Below are 19,040 nucleotides of genomic sequence, written 5' to 3'. Positions count from 1 at the left end.
TGTTACTCCTTAAGTGCGCGTTTCTCCTCGGCGACAATATCATCGATAGGAGGCTTGCTCACACTGATACACACAGTGAACTCTGCACCGAGTAGTACCACAGCCCACGACAGATACACCCACACAAATAAAATAGGTACTGTCGCTAGCGCCCCATAAATCACTTCATATGAGGGGAAATGGCTGATGTACATAGCAAACCCCTTTTTTGTCAGCTCAAATAACAGTGCTGCAAAAATAGCCCCGGGAACCGCTGCTCTAAATGGAACTCGTGTATTTGGTACTAGAGTATAGAGCATCACAAAGCCAACAGTAGAAATAACGTAAGGAAGCGACTTTAAAACAAAACCACTAAAACCAGGAATGCCACCATCAGCAAAAGACACCAAGGACACAATGTAAGACGTGGCACCAATACTTAACCCAAGCAATACCGGCCCTAAACTCAGCACCATCCAATAAATAGCGAAAGAAATAACCGCAGGGCGTTTCTTTTTGATGCGCCAAATCCGGTTTAAGGTGAGATCGATGTTGCGTATCAAAAATAACGCCACAACAGCCAAGAACGAGACCCCCACAGCGGTCATTTTATTCGCATTACCTGTAAATGCGCCGATATGCTCTTTAATTACATCCGTTGAGGTGGGCACCATGTTATTAAAAATAAAGCTTTCGATAGCAATACGGGTATCTTCAAAGCCGGGGAAAGCCGAGAAAATGGCCACACCTACAGCGATTAAGGGCACTAAGGAAAGCAGGGTTACATAGGCTAGATAGCCTGCGTTAACAGTGATTTGATCTTCCATACACCGAGTAAAAAAATACCGCCACCAGCGCGGCTGTGCTTTTACCCAAATGGAAAGTTGCGCTTTGATTTTCTCACCGTTGAACTGCATGAGTTACCTAAAATATGAAAAACCTTTTGCTTATCATAGCAATCGACCACATAATTTACAGTATCAAGTATCCATACAAGGGTTGAAAATGATTAAAAAAATCGCGCTAGCTACTGCATTTATGACGCTCACAGCGTGCCAGTCCGCTTACTATTCGGCAATGGAATCTGTCGGCGTACATAAACGAGATATCCTTGTTGATCGCGTTGAGGAAACTAAAGAGTCACAGCAGGATTCACAACAGGAATTTCAGTCAGCATTGGAGCGTTTAAGTAAGTTAATTAACTTCGATGGCGGTGATTTACAAGACGCTTACGAGCAGCTCAATGATGACTATGAGTCAAGTTTCGCGGCGGCTGATGAGGTCTCAACTAACATTGATAAAGTAGAAGATGTGGCAGAGGCTCTATTTGACGAATGGGCCGATGAACTAGAAGAGTACCAAAGCGCCGCTCTAAGACGCGAAAGCAGTAAAAAGTTGCGTGCCACTGAGCGCCAATTTGAGCAGCTCCTGCGCTCTATGCGCGCCAGCGAGGCGAAGATGCAACCCGTGTTAGAGTCTTTACAAGACAACGTGCTCTACCTTAAGCACAACCTCAACGCGCAAGCAATCGCCGCGATAAAAGGTGAATTCACGAATCTTAAGCGCGACATTCAAGTACTTATTGATGATATGAATCGTTCAATCGAAGACTCTAACCGCTTTATTGAGCAAATGAATCAAAGCTAACTCTCTTTGATAACCCACTGCCCGCTTGATGGCGGGCATGTTCTATTTGTTGTACTACAGTAAACTGCCACACCCCACTATCTATCTTTTCAATAGTCATGGTGAATGGCCATGCCCCTTGGCCATCGACATGTGTTAACCGCATATCCAACACTAAATGTTCTTGCCTATCTAGAAAAGAGTGAAATGAGCAAGACTTTATTCCAACGATTTCGCACAGGTAACAACACCCAGAGCATTTGCTTTAGGCATAAAAAAACCCGCAACACAGTGCGGGTTTTTCAAATTAAGAGCTAATTAGCTCTTCTTTGACTCACGAGATGCGCGCTTACGCTCGCTCTCAGTCAATAATTTCTTACGGATACGGATGCTTTCCGGAGTCACTTCTACCAGCTCATCATCATCAATGAACTCAAGCGCTTGCTCAAGGGTCATCTTGATAGGTGGCACAAGTGTTTGCGCTTCATCAGTACCTGAAGCACGCACGTTGGTTAACTGTTTACCTTTTAGGGCATTAACCGTAAGGTCATTGTCACGGCTGTGAATACCGATAACCATACCTTCGTATACTTCAACACCATGGCCGATAAATAGCTTACCACGCTCTTGCAGGTTAAATAGCGCGTTAGTCAGCGCCTTACCTTGGGCATTCGCTATCAATACACCGTTCATACGCTGGCCGATCTTACCGCCTTTGTGTGGGCCGTAATGATCAAACGTGTGGTACATCAAACCAGAACCTGAGGTTAACGTCATGAAATCAGTCTGGAAACCAATCAAGCCACGGCTTGGGATCATAAAGTCCATACGAATACGGCCTTTACCATCTGGAGACATATCAGTCATTTCTGCTTTACGTAAACCCAGCTGCTCCATGATAGAGCCTTGGTGCTCGTCTTCACAGTCGATAGTCACTGTTTCGTAAGGTTCTTGGATTTCACCATCAACTTCACGCAAAATAACTTCTGGACGAGACACGGCAAGTTCATAGCCTTCACGACGCATGTTTTCGATAAGTACGCCCAAGTGTAGTTCACCACGGCCTGATACACGGAAGCTATCAGGGTTATCGGTCTCTTCTACGCGTAATGCCACATTATGAACTAGCTCGGCTTGCAAACGTTCAAGGATATTACGTGAGGTGACGTATTTACCTTCTTGGCCAGCAAAAGGTGAAGTGTTTACAGAGAACGTCATGGTAACAGTAGGCTCATCAACACTCAGTGCTGGTAACGCTTCAACCGTGTTGACATCACAGATGGTATCGGAGATTTTCAACTCGCCCAGGCCACTCACCGCGATGATGTCGCCGGCAGTTGCCTCTGTCGCATCATGACGGTCAAGACCTAAGTAAGTAAGCACTTGGCCCACTTTGCCGTTACGTTTACTGCCATCAGCACCGACAATAGTAACCTGCTGATTTACTTTCACAGTACCACGCTTAATACGGCCTACGCCGATAACGCCAACGTACGAGTTGTAATCAAGCTGTGAGATTTGCATTTGTAGCGGCCCTTCTGGATCCGCATCTGGTGCTTCAACTTCTTTCACGATGGCTTCAAACATTGGCTCCATGTTGTCAGAAGGCTCATCTAAATCGAGCGTTGCCCAACCATTAATCGCTGATGCATAAATAACTTTAAAGTCTAACTGTTCGTCGGTTGCACCTAAGTTATCGAACAAGTCAAATACTTGATCCATAACCCAATCAGGGCGTGCACCCGGCTTATCAACCTTGTTAATAACAACGATTGGCTTCAGCCCTTGCGCGAACGCTTTTTGCGTTACAAAGCGCGTCTGCGGCATTGGCCCTTCTTGTGCGTCAACAAGTAATAGTACGGAGTCAGCCATCGAAAGTACGCGCTCTACCTCGCCACCAAAGTCGGCGTGCCCAGGGGTATCGACGATATTGATATGGTAGTCTTTCCAGTTGATTGCCGTGTTTTTAGCTAGGATGGTAATACCACGTTCTTTTTCAAGATCGTTCGAGTCCATCACTCGCTCTTCGTTGCCACCACGGGTTTGTAGTGTGCCCGATTGCTCAAGCAATTTATCAACCAAAGTCGTTTTACCATGGTCAACGTGTGCGATAATCGCGATATTTCTTAACTTTTCGATGCTCATATATTTACTTAGAGGCTAACCCCATATTTCCTAAATGATCCACACCCAGCGGCGCGGGCCACCTGTGTCGAGTTTAAAAGGTCGCGTATTATCCCTTATAACGCCACTAGATGAAAGTTTATCCAGCTAATTAATTTACTTCCGTGCCTAACATAGCCTAGTCGCTTGACATAAAAATGACACCGAGACTGTGCTATCAGTGTTTTTTGGTGCGCTCACATCCTTATTTGAGTCATCCCTTGATACATGACAATGCAGCCTGAAAAATTTGCACTACAATGTAGCAAGTTCGCACCCTATTGGTGCAAAAAATAAGTTTGAGATTACCAAATAGAAAGTAACCCCCTACTAAACAGACACTTATACTTTTGGCATGGTTTAAGCTTACCCATGCACAAATGCAGTAAATTGCAGCAAATAATAATCCATAGTTGGAGGACACATGTCACAATCGGTATTAGATTTTATTAAAGAGCACGACGTAAAATTCGTTGACCTTCGTTTCACCGACACCAAAGGTAAAGAGCAGCATGTCTCTATTCCTCATCACCAGGCTGATGAAGATTTCTTTGAAGACGGTAAAATGTTTGACGGCTCTTCAATTGCAGGCTGGAAAGGCATTAACGAGTCAGACATGGTGCTGATGCCTGATGCTGAAAGCGCTAAGCTTGATCCATTCGCCGAAGAAACAACACTTATCGTACGTTGTGACGTTGTTGAACCTTCAACTCTTCAAGGCTATGAGCGCGATCCTCGCTCTGTGGCCAAGCGTGCTGAAGAATATATGCGCTCAACAGGTATTGCCGATACGATTCTGTTTGGCCCTGAGCCAGAATTTTTCCTTTTTGACGATGTTAAGTACAAAACAGATATGTCTGGGTCAATGTATAAAATCGACGCTGAAGAAGCATGCTGGAACTCAGATAAAGATTACGAAGGCGGTAACACCGGTCACCGTCCTGGCGTCAAAGGTGGTTACTTCCCTGTTGCTCCAGTGGACTCATCACAAGATTGGCGTAGTGCCACTTGCATGGTGCTTGAAGAACTCGGCCAAGTCGTTGAAGCTCATCACCACGAAGTAGCAACAGCTGGCCAAAACGAAATCGCCACCCGCTTTAACACCATGGTTTTGAAAGCGGACGAAATTCAAGAGATGAAGTATGTTATTCACAACATGGCGCATCTGTATGGTAAAACCGCTACTTTCATGCCTAAGCCTGTGGTTGGCGACAACGGTTCAGGCATGCATTGTCACCAGTCTCTAGGTAAAGATGGTAAGAACATCTTTGCAGGCGACAAGTATGGTGGTCTATCAGAAGAAGCGCTTTACTACATCGGTGGTATCATCAAGCACGCCAAAGCTATTAACGCCTTTGCTAACGCTTCGACAAACTCATACAAGCGCCTTGTTCCGGGTTTCGAAGCACCTGTTATGCTTGCTTATTCAGCACGTAACCGCTCAGCGTCTATTCGTATCCCCGTAGTTCCATCAGAGAAAGCTCGCCGTATTGAGGTACGCTTCCCAGACCCTACAGCGAACCCATACCTTGCCTTCTCAGCGATGCTAATGGCGGGTCTTGACGGCATTAAGAATAAGATCCACCCTGGCGACGCCATGGATAAAGATCTATATGACTTACCTGCAGAAGAGGCAGCAGAGATTCCAACAGTGGCAGCGTCATTGCAAGAAGCCCTTGATTCACTTGATGCAGATCGTGAGTTCTTGACGCAAGGCGGCGTATTCACTGACGACCTTATTGATGCATACATCGGCTTGAAATCAGCTGAAGTAGAAAAGCTCAACATGACTACACACCCTGTAGAATTTGAAATGTACTACAGCGTGTAAACCGCATAACTACCACTTAGTTATATCATGTGTGTTCTCAAAGCCTGCTTAGCAGGCTTTTTTTATGGTAAAAAAGTTGTAAATAGACTAAAGTTAGGGTTTAACCAAGTAATTGGTTAATTTTCGGCTAACTATAAGAATAATAAACGTAAAATAGGAAGTAGCGTGACAACGAAGTGGTCTATCTTATGCGTTTTCATGGTTCTGGGTTTGAGTGCCTTTAACGCCAACGCAACCAATAAAAGCATCTATGTATGGAAGGATGAGAACGGTGTATTAGTTTTTTCTGACTCTCCAAGAAAAGGAGCTGAGAAGGTAAAGTTAAACTCCCCAGCGATGAGTATGCCCTCAACTGACACGCAAATTCTTGAGCAAGATAATAGCGCTGACCAAGGAATTAATTTCTCCGTCGCTATTACCACTCCAAATCAAGAAGAAACAATTCGTGATAACACAGGCTCTGTACATGTTACAGGCCAAGTATCACCGCGCTTTATGCAAGGCCACCGCGTGCAACTTATGCTCGATGGAAAGCCTTACGATAAACCACAATCATCAACGGTGTTTGTTATGCGTAATGTTGATAGAGGGGCGCATCAAGTACGGTTGCGCCTAGTGGATGGCAATGGTAAACAGCTGGCCACTTCTGAACCTGTGACATTTTATCTGCATCGCCGTTCAGTGATCACAGGCCCTTAAGCTGCATATCACTCCGGGTTGCGCACCGATTGGGCAACCCGGCTAAATACTGCTAAGATAATTCGCACCAAATTGGTGCAACACCGAAATTAATAATGAAGCTTCCTCGTGATTTTTTCCAACAAATGTGGGAAAACCTACATACCGCTATTTTAGTCTTAGACCAAGATTTCAATCTGGTGTATGCCAATACTAGCTGTACCGAACTCCTTGGGCTAGGCTTAAAGCGCATCGTGGGCCAGCCTTTCAAAGCATTATTTAATTACCACTCGGTAGAATTAGAGCGCATCGCTGACTATACCCTTAAACAAGGGGTCGATTGCCACCAACACAGAGCTGACGTGGTATTCGTAGACTCTCGCCATGCCAATTTGGCGCTCAACTGTCGGCGTTTAAGCCACCAAGATCAGTATTTTCTGCTGTTTGAAATTCGCCAAACCGACGAAGAAATTCGCCTTGATCAGGCGTCTAACCAAATGCATCAACACCAAGCGGCACGTACCTTAATTCGTAACCTTGCTCATGAAATTAAAAATCCTTTAGGAGGAATACGCGGAGCGGCGCAATTATTGCAATATGAGGTTGATCAGCAGGAGCGGGATGAATGTGCACAGCTTATTATTGATGAGGCTGACCGTTTACGCCATTTAGTAGACAAGTTACTCGGCCCGAATCAGCGTTTACAAAAACAGGCTATTAATATTCACCAAACACTGGAGAATGTTTTACGCCTTTGCACTTTGGATAGCAGCAAGGCAATTACCTTGCACAAAGATTATGATCCGAGCATTCCAGATGTAAAAGCTGATGGTGATAAGTTGCAACAAGTGCTTCTCAATATCGTGCGCAATGCTATGCAAGCACTCAGTGAAGGGGGCCATATTAATGTTAAAACCCGAGTGCGATACCATGTACGCCGACACGATACGACACTAAAAAAAGCCCTGCAGATCAAAATAACTGACAACGGCCCGGGCATTGCTCCGGAGGTTAGAGAGACCTTGTTCTACCCCATGGTGACCAATAAAGAGGGGGGCTCAGGGTTAGGGTTATCTATCGCCCAAACTCTCATAGACCAACACCAAGGGTTTATCGAATGTGATAGCTGGCCGGGCCATACCGAGTTTACACTATACTTGCCACTGTAATTGGGCCACGAGGTATACGATGAAATCTGTTTGGCTAGTCGATGATGATGCGTCAATTCGCTTTGTATTACAAAAAGCACTCTCCCGTGCAGGCTATGAGGTAGAAAGTTTCGCCAACGCCCATGATGTACTCAGTGCCTTGGAGTTTTCAAAACCGGCCGTGTTGCTCTCGGATGTGCGCATGCCGGGTATGGATGGCATGCGCTTATTGGAGCAGATCAGCGAAGATAACCCCAATCTACCGGTGATCATTATGACGGCCCATTCAGATTTAGACTCTGCAGTGCAGGCATTCCAAAAAGGCGCCTTTGAATACCTAGCTAAGCCCTTCGACCTAGAAGAAGCTGTTAGTGTTGTTGAGCGAGCCATGCGTGCGCATTCGCAGAAAAAAGCGAAAAAGGCCAATAGTGAACAAAAGCGTTCAGTTATTATCGGTGAAGCCCCCGCCATGCAAGAGGTGTTTCGCGCCATTGGCAAATTGAGCGCATCAAGCATGAGCGTACTTATCAATGGCGAGTCTGGCACCGGTAAAGAGCTGGTTGCCAGTGCCTTACACCAGCACAGCCCACGTAAAGACAATCCGTTTATCGCCTTAAATATGGCGGCCATCCCTAAGGATTTGGTGGAGTCAGAGTTATTTGGTCACGAGAAAGGCGCGTTTACTGGGGCTGACAGCGTTCGTAAAGGGCGCTTCGAACAAGCAAATGGCGGAACGCTCTTCCTTGATGAAATTGGCGATATGCCACTTGATGTGCAAACTCGCCTACTGCGTGTACTCGCCGATGGCGAATTCTACCGTGTGGGCGGCCATCAAAGTATAAAAGTTGATGTGCGCATCATCGCTGCTACTCACCAGGATTTAGAGCGTTTAGCTCAACAAGGTAAGTTTCGAGAAGACTTGTTCCACCGCTTAAATGTGGTTCGCTTAAAGCTGCCAGCTTTGCGAGAACGTCCAGAGGACATAGAGCAACTGGCAGAGTACTTCCTCAATAAAAGCGCACAAGAGTTAAAAATTGATAGCAAGACGCTAAGTCCTCAAGCATGCGATCAAATGCGCTTGTTCAATTGGCCTGGAAATGTGCGGCAACTTGAAAACACCTGTCGCTGGCTAACGGTAATGGCTCCCGGTGAGTACGTAACCGCAGAAGACTTGCCGCCAGAAATACTCAATGCGCAAACGTCTCAAGTTGATGCCGATTGGTTGGACTTATTCCAACAATGGCTAAACAATGAGTTTAAGCAAGGCAAAGACAATGTCTGGCCAGAAATTCAAGCACAGTTGGAAACAAGGCTGATTAAATCGGCCCTTGCTAGCTGTGGAGGGCATAAACAGGATGCTGCTCAACGCATCGGTTGGGGCCGCAACACGTTGACGCGTAAGCTAAAAGAGCGCAATATAAACGCCAATTGACGCACCGACGAAGAGGATAGGCATGAAGCTGATTGAACATATTGCCATGTATAAACGCATGGAGATTATCAATCGCGTGCCTTTCTTTCGCAGCTTTGAGTTAGCCGAGCGGCAAATGCTCTTAGAGTCATTCTCGCAGCTGTACTTATGCCAACAAGGGCGTTACGTATTCAAGTTGCACGAGCAAAGCCAGCAGTTATATATCGTGTTAAGCGGCGAGCTGGTAGTGTTCCGCCAATCTGACCATAAAGAACTGGGCCATATTCGACCTGGCGACTTTGTCGGTGAAGGTGCCTTTATTGCCCACCGCGAGCGCAGCACTAATGCCAAAGCGCTCACCGACACCATAGTGTTAGCCATTGAGCCACTGGCTTTAACTAAATTACCTGTGGTGGTGCGTGAGAAAATAAAAGATCAATTGATACTCGGTATGAGCGAGCGCATCGCCCGCCTCAGTAGCCTGTTAGAGCGCCATACTCCTTAGCGAAAATGCCGCCACGCACTCGCTAACGCACGTAAATCCTCGACTCCGCACCATGCTTGCAGCTCCGATTCATCAAGTGCGAGGTCATCCCCACTATAAAGCGCCAATGTCTGCTCGTCGTCATGAAATAAGCCATGACTTTGAAAACACGCCTCACCATCACCGAGTAGCAATCTCATTTCTCGTCCCTGCACGAGCAGCTCTGCAGTGCTATCAAGAGCGGTAAAAAACGCTTCAATGAGCTCATCGTTTTCATAGAGCTCGTCATTGAACCAACGGGCAATAAGCCGGTGTTCGTCAGATATTTTTACCCGCTTACCCCATGTTGGGTCTGAGTAGAGTTGGTATTCCATAATAGTGCTGCCAAAAAGATGCGGCGCGCATAATAGCAATATCGATACGCTAAATCGAGCTGCTCATTGTACTGCGATATCAGCACTAACGGCATCATGTTAGTATACGCCTACCCTGTCGGCTTCCTATATCGATTATGTTCAACACCCTAGCAATAATTTTTCCACTCATTTTCGTGGCGACAGCCGGTTACATTAGTGCAGCACGCTCGTTTTTAACAGCCGAACACCTTAGTGGCATAAGCCGCTTTGTATTTTACATCAGCATTCCGGCTTTTTTGTTTGTTAATATGTCCCAAGCTGAGCTCAGCAAAGCAGTCAGCCTCGATGTCATGCTTAGCTTCTATCTTCCCGTTATCGGCCTGTATATACTGGTACTGGGGTTTTATCGGTGCCGCTGTGGGCAGTGGAGTATAAGCGCCATTCGCGCGCTTGGGGCGTGTTATTCCAATACTGTACTTATCGGTTTACCTATCGCGATGCAAGCACTCGGTAAGCACGTAGCCGCAACGGTTTTCGTCATCATCACCTTTCATAGTGCGTTATTGTTTTTGCTAACTTACAGCTTCGCCGGTAAAGAGCAGCGCGTTACTTGGCCAAACATCATCCGGCAATTAGTTATCAACCCGGTAATACTGGCAATTGCCCTAGGGCTGTTAGCGAATGCAATCAATTTAGCGCTACCCCAGGTAATCAATGAAGGACTGACATTATTGGCAGAGCCAGCCATCGCCGGCGCCTTATTTGTGCTTGGGGCAAACCTGCACCATTATCAGATCAAGCCAGGCATCAAATCGGCTCTTACGTTAACCTTGTTAAAGCTCGCAGTATTGCCGACGCTTGTATACCTAACCGCGACCTACGGATTTGCTTTAGCTCAAGAGCAAGCCTTGCTTTTGGTGCTACTTAGCGCCTCTCCTTTAGGGGTTAATGCGTATTTGGTGAGCAAACAATTGCAACGAGAGTCAGCCACCTTAGCCAGTGCGGTTGTGCTCAGCACGCTATTAAGTGTGGTGAGCTTTGTTTTATGGCTGGCTCTGCTTTCATGAAAACAGGACCAGCCGCATAAGTACTAATAATCTCGACGATACTTCGCAGCGTCGATAATGGCCCACACATAGGCAATTGCGGCGATGATACCCGGTACAATCAACCACCACAGTGCCGCACCACCGAAAACAAAAATCGCAAAAAGCAGCGCGGCTAAGATGCGACCTTGAACAAGTTGTCCTAACCCAGGGAAAAACACGTTACATAGCGCCGCAATGACATTACCACCAGAGCCTTGTCCTGACATAATTACCTCAATATATAGTTAGTTTCTCTTTTACTTATCAAGTTTCAGGCCAAGTAAAAACAGCCTTATTTTCAATAGGTTAAAAATAAACGATTGAATAACAAAAGCATAATTTAGTTGTTCATGCTAAAAGTTAGCCTTTTTTGCTGACCATGAAATATGTTAATACAGGTTCATTCAGAATAAAAATACATCTTCAGGCTATGTTAACAACATTATCTCGTCCACTCGCAGCGCTAGTGGAAAAGTACTTACCCGACCCTCTTGTTATAGTGATCTTGCTTACATTCTTAGCGATGTTCAGTGCTTTGTTATCTACACCTCACTCGCCAACTGCCATATTGACTATGTGGGGAAGTGGCTTAAACAACCTACTGAGCTTTGCAATGCAGATGTTATTGGTGTTAGTCAGCGGCTACCTATTGGCCACAACGCCCGTTGTATCAAGGTACTTACATGCCGTGGCGCGGCGATTAAAATCACCTGCTTTAGCAGTTATAGTAACAACCTTTGTAGCTATGCTAGCTAGTTGGATTAACTGGGGCTTTGGCTTGGTCGCTGGTGCATTATTTGCCAAAGCCGTGGCACAATACTGCCGTATCGACTATCGCGTCTTAGTGGCCAGCGCTTACTCTGGGTTTATTGTTTGGCATGGTGGGCTCTCTGGTTCTGTGCCATTGACTATAGCGACACCGGGACACTTCAGCGAAAGTGAAATTGGTCTTCTACCCACGAGTGATACGCTATTTTCAACCCTGAACCTGTCTTTATTGCTAGGGTTATCTATCTTACTACCTACTATCAATTATTTATTATTACCTAAGCCTCAGCATAGCGTTTATGTAGACCGTACACGTTTACAATCCAAGGATAAAACTGTAAAGCCGCCAGCTAAAGGAATAGACCACGCTCGTTGGCCGTGTGTTGTAGTTGGCTTACTGGGTCTCAGCTACCTAGCTCATTTCTTTGTGCAACAGCAGGGCGGGCTTAATCTTAACGTCGTTATTGCGCTGTTTTTATTTTGCGCTTTTTTACTACATCACAGCACACACTCTCTGCTTGAGCATCTGTATGAGGCTGTTCGCAGTGGCAGTGGCATTGTTATCCAATTTCCTTTCTATGCAGGGCTGATGGCCATAATGAGTGAGAGCGGGCTTGCTGAGAATATATCGGCCGCACTGATGTCTTTAGCGAATAGCCAAACGCTGCCTCTTTTAAGTTTCTTGAGCGCTGGATTGGTCAACATATTTGTCCCCTCAGGAGGAGGCCAGTGGGCGCTTCAAGCACCTCTTGTTATTCCTGCCGCACAAGCGTTAGAAGTCCCTATCGCTTCGGTTGCTATGGCTGTCGCTTGGGGAGACGCTTGGACTAACCTTATTCAACCTTTTTGGGCTATCCCTGTACTGGCGATTGCTGGGTTAAAAGCAAAAGACATTATGGGCTTTTGTATCATTCAATTACTCATCACTGGTGGCTACATCAGTGTTATTTTGCTGACAGTGGCATAAAGCAATACAAAGGGATGGGTTTTTAGATAATTACCAATAATTCTCGTGTCATTTAGTTGCAGGGCTTAGCAACCACTTCTACATTACAATAAGGGATTAGAGGGAGAATGGATGAAAACCTACACGCAAGCCAATCTGCAACATAAATACCGTGTTGCCATCGTCGACGACTCACCAGCCATTTTAGTGGTGCTGCGGGCGGTGTTTAATGAGCTAGGTATTGAGGAAGTGTCTACATTCGATGACGCTGAGTCTGCCTATGCGGCGATCGAAAAAGCACCTAGTCTTTACGATATTGTGTTAACAGATCTGAACATGCCCGGCATGGACGGTATGGCTTTTATGCGTAAACTCGGGGAGCTCAAATACGGAGGAGCTGTTGTCATTGTATCCGAGATGCATCCAGAGGTCATTGCCCTTGCAGCACGCGTAGCTAGGCAGCACCAAGTGCATTTGTTAGGAAATATAGAAAAACCCGTGCACTTGCATTATGTTGAGCACCTAATTCAGAAACTTGAATGTTTACATGCTTCTTCTAGAGACCCTTTGCGTACCGTTTCTGAAATTGCTCTTTTAGACGCCATTAGTCACAGCCGTGTCCTTCCTCTTTACCAGCCCAAGCGACACATTAGTAACGGTAAAGTGATGAGCCTAGAAGTGATGTCACGCATACTGCCTCGCTATCAAGATAGTGATTCCATGGCTGAGTGCTTCGTTGACGTTGCCCGTGACAATGAGTTACTTAACTTATTGACCTTTCAGCTAATTGAGAAGGCTGCCAAAGATTTAAGTTCTTTTCGGCACGCTTATGGCTCGCACCTAAAATTGGCAATTAACCTCCACCCTTGCCAGCTCGCAGACCTTAGTTGTCCTGACAAGTTAGCGTTAATATTATCACTTAATCAGCTTGCTCCAGCAGACATCTTAATTGAAATGACAGAGCATCAGCCACTTAATGATAAGCATATTCTAGAGACCATTAGCCGCTTGAAGATGCGTGGATTTGAGCTTTCTTTAGACGACTTCGGCAGTGGTTTTACTGAGGAGGAGCAACTGAGGAGTTTGCCACTTGATGAAATCAAAGTGGGACAACCTCTCATTTCTCATATTGAACGCGACAATTTTGCGCAACAGATAGTCTATCGCTTGGATGATTTGGCCACTGACCGCAAGTTACGCTTATGTGCCGTTGGATTAAGCAGCACGCAGGAGTTGGACTACTTAGCTCAACGCTTTCCACATATGTATGTTCAGGGGCCACTGGTGTGCAAGCCCCTTTCTCGAGAGGATTTACTCGTCTGGCTTGAACAACAAACAACACAAGCTAGCAACTGAGTGAGCCCACCTTTGAAACAGTTGTTAACAATCTAAGCGTGCCAACTACTGTTTATTGAACCAACATTCAGATATTCTTCTTTCCTAGGCTGCCCCCATGCAGCCAGAGAATAATGCAAAAACCTCAACTTTATCGTAAAGTATGGTTGAAATTTGTTCCCATTGAGCAAGCTGATAATATTGAATGCAGTCGCAGCTGTCTGTTTGATTCTAGGTGTATTTGAATGTCGATTAATGTATTACTTGTTGAAGATGATGAGTTGCTGGTAAAGCGCATAGAGAATCACTTCACGGGCACTGAGTTTACTATCCATGTAGATACTACGGGTAGTAATGCTTTGCCTATGGTTCAGGCCTCACAAGCAACTGGCCAGCAGCCGATTCAACTGGCTATTGTCGATATTGTACTACCAGAGCAGGATGGCCTGATGCTGGCCAGAGAGCTGACTACTTTGACAGAAATCGGCGTTATCGTGCTCTCAAGCAGAGACTCACAATCCGATCGTATTGCCGGACTTGCACAAGGCGCAGACGACTATATTTGTAAACCTGTTGATTTGTTAGAGCTCGAGTTAAGAATGCGTGCAGTTTATAAGCGCTTAAACGGCTCGGCAAGTCAAGAAGACTCTACCGAGTACATTGAATATGCAGATTTCAAGCTTCATCCAGATAATCGCACTCTCGTTACCGCAACAGGTGAGGAGATGCGCCTAACCGAAGCCGAGCACAAGGTGCTTATTTGCCTAATTGCCAATGCTGGCAAGGCCACATCACGGGAAAAAGTATCGGAAGAAATAGGCCAGCCTGATTGGAGCCCAACCGATAGAACGGTAGATGTTCTTATCGGCAGGTTACGCAAAAAGCTAGGGGATGAAAAAGAGCAAAAACGTATTGTCACTGTTCGTGGCAAGGGTTATATGCTCTCTTCTAGCTAAAAAATGAGCTGCCCTTTTTGATAAGCCGCTAGAGTTTGCTCAAAAGGCTGTTGCGCATAAGACTGATCTTCTGCTTCACTCAAAGCCTGTTCTTGGTAGTCGATCGCCTCATCAAAATTACCTAACTTCGCGTGGGCCGCCGCTAAATAGGCGTACGCTAAAGGATGGTCGGTCTCATCACTGACCTGCTCCGCAAGGGCAATAGCATTTTTGAGCTGTGCGCCATTATCCGAGTAGCGAACATACCACCCAGCTAACTCTCGCATTGCGATTAACTCACCCTGCTTAGCGGCCTCATTAAGCCAGTAGCGAGCTAGCTCTAATTGCTCTCGTTGCCCTGATGCTTGCGTAAGTAAACAGCGACCAAGCTGGAGCTGGGCACGACTATGCTGGCGCTCGGCGGCTTCGAGTAGCAATCGTTGGTTACAGTTAATTCCGAGCTGATAAAGCATATCGCTATGCCCAGCTGCCGCTGCTTTGAGCTGCCAATAGCGCCATTGCTGCTCCTTCTCTTTATTAACCAAAGGTTTTACATCAGCGTAAGCTACTACGCTGTGGTTCTCATAGCTCGCCTGTTGTTCTTGGTTGTTGTAAAAAAACCGTGCTAAATACCAGTTGCTATCACCCAACAACCCCTGCTCTGCACCTAGTGACCACTGACTCATCACTTCCCGCGCATGCTCGTCTAATTGACTGGGGATATCAATATGCTCAAAGGCCGATACTTCTTGAACACGCCCCTGATTATCAACGTTCACTAGGTAGTTGAAATTATAGTAACTGGGGTCAACCGTTTTTGTAGGAGTAAAATCAGGCTGTGTAATCGAATTAAAACGAACCATTGGCGCTTGCTTTGCCACAACTTGCACGTCGCTATCCACTGGCCATAACTCAGGTTGATAATCGAGTACTCTTAGCAGTTCAGCCAACTCAGCTTGAGCATCAACATCTCCACGCCGGGCTTGCTGTAATAAGTGTTGCTGCTTGGTGCGTAACTGCTGCATCACCTCACTATCAGGTGAGCCACTAAACACCCCTCGTATAACCGCATTATGAAATACTTCACCTGAATAACTAAAGCGTGTCTCATCCAGCTTTTCGGCAATACTTTGTGCGAACTCTGGTGCAGGGTAGCTGTGCAGTAAAATATAATCCCTCGGAATACCTTGACTATCTATATCAAAAATATAGCTCGCGACACCAGGGACCCCATCGCTCTTTAGTCCGCTAGGGTATTCAGTAGGTGGATTAATGCGTTTGCTTGGTGCGGGGTTATATGTCAATGCACGGCTTAGCTCATAGCGCACAGTGGCGCTACCTTGACGACCAATCTCGGCAATCAGCTGCTGAGCTAGGCGCTGTGCCCGTTGTAATTCATCACTGCTTAGACGCTTAATAACAGACTTTCGGGCCTGTTGCGCCATTTTGAAATCGTTGGCCATCGCCACAGAGAAATATGCATACGCTTTAACGGGGTCAGCCTTAACGCCTTGACCACGTAGGTACTGTACAGCTAAGTTAAATTGGCTGCGACCATCGCCTAACTCGGCCGTCTTTTCAAAAAGAGTAAAGGCGCGTTGATAATCTTGATTTAAATACAGGTCCATCGCTTCATTGGCATTACCCCAGCTTAACATGGGGGTAAGCGCTACGGTTAAAATCCACGCTTTCATTGTTCACTCCTAGCAGTTCTAAGCGCCAATGTTAACAGCTGGTAAATAACCGCGCAATGGCTATTCCCCAAGCCGAGTCAGTAGACGTTCAAAGGCACGGTAGCTTAGCGCTTCTTTAATGTGCTCTACTTGGATATTCGTCATCGTATTCAAATCGGCAATAGTTCTAGCTACTTTTATCACACGATGGTGCGAGCGCGGAGATAACTGTAAGCGCTCACTAGCTAGCGCCAAATATTCATGACTTTTCGTATCTAAACGACAGTGTTGGCTGAGCTCTTTATTGGATAATAAGGCATTCACAACCCCTTGGCGCCGCAGCTGGAATTCATAAGCTTGCTCAACGCGCTTCCTGACCGTAGCACTTGACTCTTGTTTACTGTCTTTCAATAACTCAGTGCTGGGGATTCTAAATAACTCTATCTGTAAGTCTATGCGGTCAACAAATGGCCCAGAAATACGAGACAAATAGCGGAGCACTTGCTCAGGGTTGGCTCTTTTGTCGGTATGATGTCCTGTTGGGCTTGGGTTTAACGCTGCAATAAGTTGAAAGCGCGCAGGGAACTCAACTTGAATCGCGGCTCTAGAGATAGTGACGACACCTGTTTCCATGGGCTCACGCAGACTATCAATAACTTTGCGCTCAAACTCTGGCAACTCATCAAGAAACAACACACCGTTGTGTGCCAGTGATATTTCTCCGGGCTTTGGCTTTGATGAGCCACCAACAAGGGCTACTGCTGAGCAGGTATGATGTGGAGACCGAAAAGGTCGCTGCCGCCAGCTCGCCAAATCAATATCGTGTCCTGAAACCGAATATACGGCTGCGGTCTGTAATGCCTGCTCGGTTGTCATCCGGGGCATAATCGTTGCCATGCGCTGCGCTAACATTGATTTTCCAGTGCCAGGAGGGCCTGTAAACAAGACATTGTGTCCGCCGGCAGCAGCTATCTCGAGTACACGTTTCGCCAACTCTTGGCCCTTCACCTCACTAAAATCAACTGGCAGTTCAGGGCTGGCATTAACCATCTCGGACTGTGGCAGGAGCAAAGGTAGCGACTGCTGATTATTGAGGTCTAGCCAAACTTGGTGCAGTGAATTTGCACATTTACACTGCGCATCAGCGACAAGTTCAGCTTCCCTTTCATTTTCTGAACTCAAATATGCTGTACGCTGCGCATTTCTCACCGCCATCATTGCCGGTAACACCCCACGTACAGGCCTTAACTTACCATCTAACCCAAGCTCAGCCAAAAACTCACAAGCCAAGGGTTGCGACACCGTTAGCTGCCCAGAGGCGATAAGTATGCCTATAGCGATAGCCAAGTCATAACGACCACCTTCCTTAGGTAAGTCAGCGGGGGCTAAATTCACCGTTATTCTTTGACTAGGGAACACAAAGTGACTGTTCTCCAATGCGCTGCGTACCCGATCTTTAGCTTCTTTCACCGAGGTCTCAGGAAGCCCAACTATATTAAATGCGGGCAACCCGGAGCCAAGATAGACCTCAACCGTCACTTGTGGTGTTTCTATACCGACTTGAGCACGAGTAAATACATGAGCGAGTGACACATCCTTGTTCCTACACTAGTTAGTTCTCTATACAGTTTAGTTATGATAGCGGAAAACATGTAAGCTTAATTGCCATCTTATAGCTGCAAGGCGTACCATCAGTGTCGTCAGCCCGCCAATCCACATAGCAAGCTGTTGGTTTATTTCCATACTAACTAGTTGTGCATACAAGCCAGCCCCAATAGCACAGGCAATAGCATAAAGCGGCCCCTTAAGCAGCATAGGGACTTCTCTCGCTAACACATCACGGATCATACCGCCAAAACAGCCAGTCAAGACTCCCATGATCACCGCCGTCATCACTGGCACCCCTGCTCCCAATGCCTTTTGTGCCCCCATAATTGCAAAGAAGGCTATCCCCAGCGCATCTGCCAATTGCAGTAAGAAATGAGGAAAGCTTTGGCGGATATTTAACCACACTATAGTTATCGCCACTGTCACTAATATGGTTATAAAGTAACTGGTGTCATGCACCCAAAACACTGGCATATCGAGAATGAGATCTCGCAGTGTACCGCCGCCTATTGCTGTGACCGAAGCGAGTACGATAACACCAAAGCCATCCATTGATTTTTCGTGCGCCAACAAAGTGCCGGAAATAGCGAAGACTGCGACTCCTAGCAAGTCAAACCAATGATAGAGTTCTCCCATTTCTCAATACTCAATTGCTCTATAGTAAACAGTAAGATAGCACCCAAGAGGCGCTCTGCGAAGGAAGAATGGCATATTGCCAGGCTAGCTTATGTTGTGGGTCAGGGTTTACCCTGACTAGGGTGATGCAAGGCTCAAGCCTTGCCTACAGATGCGATGACCGGTGACACTGTGTTGTAGGTCGGGATTCATCCTGACTAAGGTGATGCAAGGCTAAAAGCCTTGCCTACAGGCATAAAAAAACCCGCTGCACTGCTGCAACGGGTCTCTCTAATTAGGAGCCTGGTGATGACCTACTTTCACATGGGCGAACCCACACTATCATCGGCGCAGTTCCGTTTCACTTCTGAGTTCGGCATGGGGTCAGGTGGGTCC

General features: G+C 46.4%; 18 protein-coding genes and 1 rRNA gene. 10 read left to right on the top strand and 9 right to left on the bottom strand.

The features are described 5' to 3' along the window. Positions 1 to 2: 2 nt before the first annotated feature. Positions 3 to 896: a virulence factor BrkB family protein gene (locus tag MHM89_RS07225; RefSeq protein WP_130148017.1), complete on the bottom strand. Its 894-nt coding sequence runs from the start codon at positions 894 to 896 to the stop codon at positions 3 to 5. An 88-nt stretch (positions 897 to 984) separates the two neighbouring features. On the opposite strand from MHM89_RS07225, the gene MHM89_RS07220 reads away from it, so the two are divergent. After that, positions 985 to 1,626 (top strand): DUF2959 domain-containing protein, encoded by a 642-nt coding sequence (locus MHM89_RS07220; protein WP_239408499.1) that lies wholly within the window; start codon positions 985 to 987, stop codon positions 1,624 to 1,626. Here the strand turns inward: MHM89_RS07220 and MHM89_RS07215 are convergent. Further along, positions 1,601 to 1,771 (bottom strand): hypothetical protein, encoded by a 171-nt coding sequence (locus tag MHM89_RS07215; RefSeq protein WP_239408498.1) that lies wholly within the window; start codon positions 1,769 to 1,771, stop codon positions 1,601 to 1,603. The genes MHM89_RS07220 and MHM89_RS07215 overlap by 26 nt on opposite strands. Positions 1,772 to 1,923: 152 nt before the next feature. Then, positions 1,924 to 3,750, bottom strand: coding sequence for a translational GTPase TypA (typA, locus tag MHM89_RS07210; protein ID WP_022946684.1), 1,827 nt, complete (start codon positions 3,748 to 3,750; stop codon positions 1,924 to 1,926). A 442-nt stretch (positions 3,751 to 4,192) separates the two neighbouring features. Here typA and glnA point away from each other — a divergent pair, with 442 nt between their 5' ends. The 5 genes from glnA (at position 4,193) to MHM89_RS07185 (ending at position 9,341) form a co-directional block, all read left to right on the top strand. After that, the gene (gene glnA, locus MHM89_RS07205; RefSeq protein WP_022946685.1) at positions 4,193 to 5,599 is read left to right on the top strand and encodes a glutamate--ammonia ligase; all 1,407 of its coding nucleotides are present in this window, start codon (positions 4,193 to 4,195) and stop codon (positions 5,597 to 5,599) included. Between the two features lie 165 nt (positions 5,600 to 5,764). Next, on the top strand, positions 5,765 to 6,298 hold the full coding sequence (locus MHM89_RS07200) for a DUF4124 domain-containing protein (RefSeq protein WP_235419160.1): 534 nt from the start codon (positions 5,765 to 5,767) through the stop codon (positions 6,296 to 6,298). A 95-nt stretch (positions 6,299 to 6,393) separates the two neighbouring features. Next, positions 6,394 to 7,446: a nitrogen regulation protein NR(II) gene (glnL, locus tag MHM89_RS07195; RefSeq protein WP_045980463.1), complete on the top strand. Its 1,053-nt coding sequence runs from the start codon at positions 6,394 to 6,396 to the stop codon at positions 7,444 to 7,446. 19 nt (positions 7,447 to 7,465) lie between these two features. Beyond that, a complete protein-coding gene (gene ntrC / locus MHM89_RS07190; protein WP_022946688.1) occupies positions 7,466 to 8,857 on the top strand; it encodes a nitrogen regulation protein NR(I) in 1,392 nt (463 codons plus the stop codon). Between the two features lie 22 nt (positions 8,858 to 8,879). Continuing rightward, positions 8,880 to 9,341 (top strand): cyclic nucleotide-binding domain-containing protein, encoded by a 462-nt coding sequence (locus tag MHM89_RS07185; RefSeq protein WP_045980464.1) that lies wholly within the window; start codon positions 8,880 to 8,882, stop codon positions 9,339 to 9,341. Here the strand turns inward: MHM89_RS07185 and MHM89_RS07180 are convergent. Next, entirely contained in the window at positions 9,338 to 9,694 is a 357-nt protein-coding gene (locus tag MHM89_RS07180) for a YacL family protein (protein ID WP_239408497.1), read from the bottom strand. The genes MHM89_RS07185 and MHM89_RS07180 overlap by 4 nt on opposite strands. Positions 9,695 to 9,831: 137 nt before the next feature. Here MHM89_RS07180 and MHM89_RS07175 point away from each other — a divergent pair, with 137 nt between their 5' ends. Continuing rightward, positions 9,832 to 10,743 (top strand): AEC family transporter, encoded by a 912-nt coding sequence (locus tag MHM89_RS07175; protein WP_239408496.1) that lies wholly within the window; start codon positions 9,832 to 9,834, stop codon positions 10,741 to 10,743. A 23-nt stretch (positions 10,744 to 10,766) separates the two neighbouring features. Here the strand turns inward: MHM89_RS07175 and MHM89_RS07170 are convergent, their stop codons facing one another. Then, the gene (locus MHM89_RS07170; RefSeq protein WP_022946693.1) at positions 10,767 to 10,991 is read right to left on the bottom strand and encodes a hypothetical protein; all 225 of its coding nucleotides are present in this window, start codon (positions 10,989 to 10,991) and stop codon (positions 10,767 to 10,769) included. Between the two features lie 203 nt (positions 10,992 to 11,194). Here MHM89_RS07170 and MHM89_RS07165 point away from each other — a divergent pair, with 203 nt between their 5' ends. The 3 genes from MHM89_RS07165 (at position 11,195) to MHM89_RS07155 (ending at position 14,769) form a co-directional block, all read left to right on the top strand. After that, a complete protein-coding gene (locus tag MHM89_RS07165) occupies positions 11,195 to 12,499 on the top strand; it encodes a TIGR00366 family protein (RefSeq protein ID WP_239408495.1) in 1,305 nt (434 codons plus the stop codon). 111 nt (positions 12,500 to 12,610) lie between these two features. Beyond that, entirely contained in the window at positions 12,611 to 13,834 is a 1,224-nt protein-coding gene (locus tag MHM89_RS07160; RefSeq protein ID WP_239408494.1) for an EAL domain-containing response regulator, read from the top strand. A 224-nt stretch (positions 13,835 to 14,058) separates the two neighbouring features. Further along, entirely contained in the window at positions 14,059 to 14,769 is a 711-nt protein-coding gene (locus MHM89_RS07155; RefSeq protein WP_045980468.1) for a response regulator transcription factor, read from the top strand. Here MHM89_RS07155 and MHM89_RS07150 read toward each other — a convergent pair. From MHM89_RS07150 to rrf, 4 genes are all read right to left on the bottom strand, one after another. Next, positions 14,766 to 16,442: a hypothetical protein gene (locus MHM89_RS07150; protein ID WP_239408493.1), complete on the bottom strand. Its 1,677-nt coding sequence runs from the start codon at positions 16,440 to 16,442 to the stop codon at positions 14,766 to 14,768. The genes MHM89_RS07155 and MHM89_RS07150 overlap by 4 nt on opposite strands. Before the next feature lie 60 nt (positions 16,443 to 16,502). Then, a complete protein-coding gene (locus MHM89_RS07145; RefSeq protein WP_239408492.1) occupies positions 16,503 to 18,014 on the bottom strand; it encodes a YifB family Mg chelatase-like AAA ATPase in 1,512 nt (503 codons plus the stop codon). Between the two features lie 36 nt (positions 18,015 to 18,050). Further along, on the bottom strand, positions 18,051 to 18,665 hold the full coding sequence (locus MHM89_RS07140; RefSeq protein WP_045980470.1) for a trimeric intracellular cation channel family protein: 615 nt from the start codon (positions 18,663 to 18,665) through the stop codon (positions 18,051 to 18,053). Positions 18,666 to 18,945: 280 nt separating this feature from the next. Further along, positions 18,946 to 19,040 (bottom strand): 5S ribosomal RNA (gene rrf / locus MHM89_RS07135); the annotation flags it as partial.

This window comes from Pseudoalteromonas sp. CNC9-20 (assembly GCF_022347875.1).
Lineage (GTDB): Bacteria > Pseudomonadota > Gammaproteobacteria > Enterobacterales > Alteromonadaceae > Pseudoalteromonas > Pseudoalteromonas ruthenica.
This window is presented reverse-complemented; position numbering and strand designations above follow the sequence as displayed.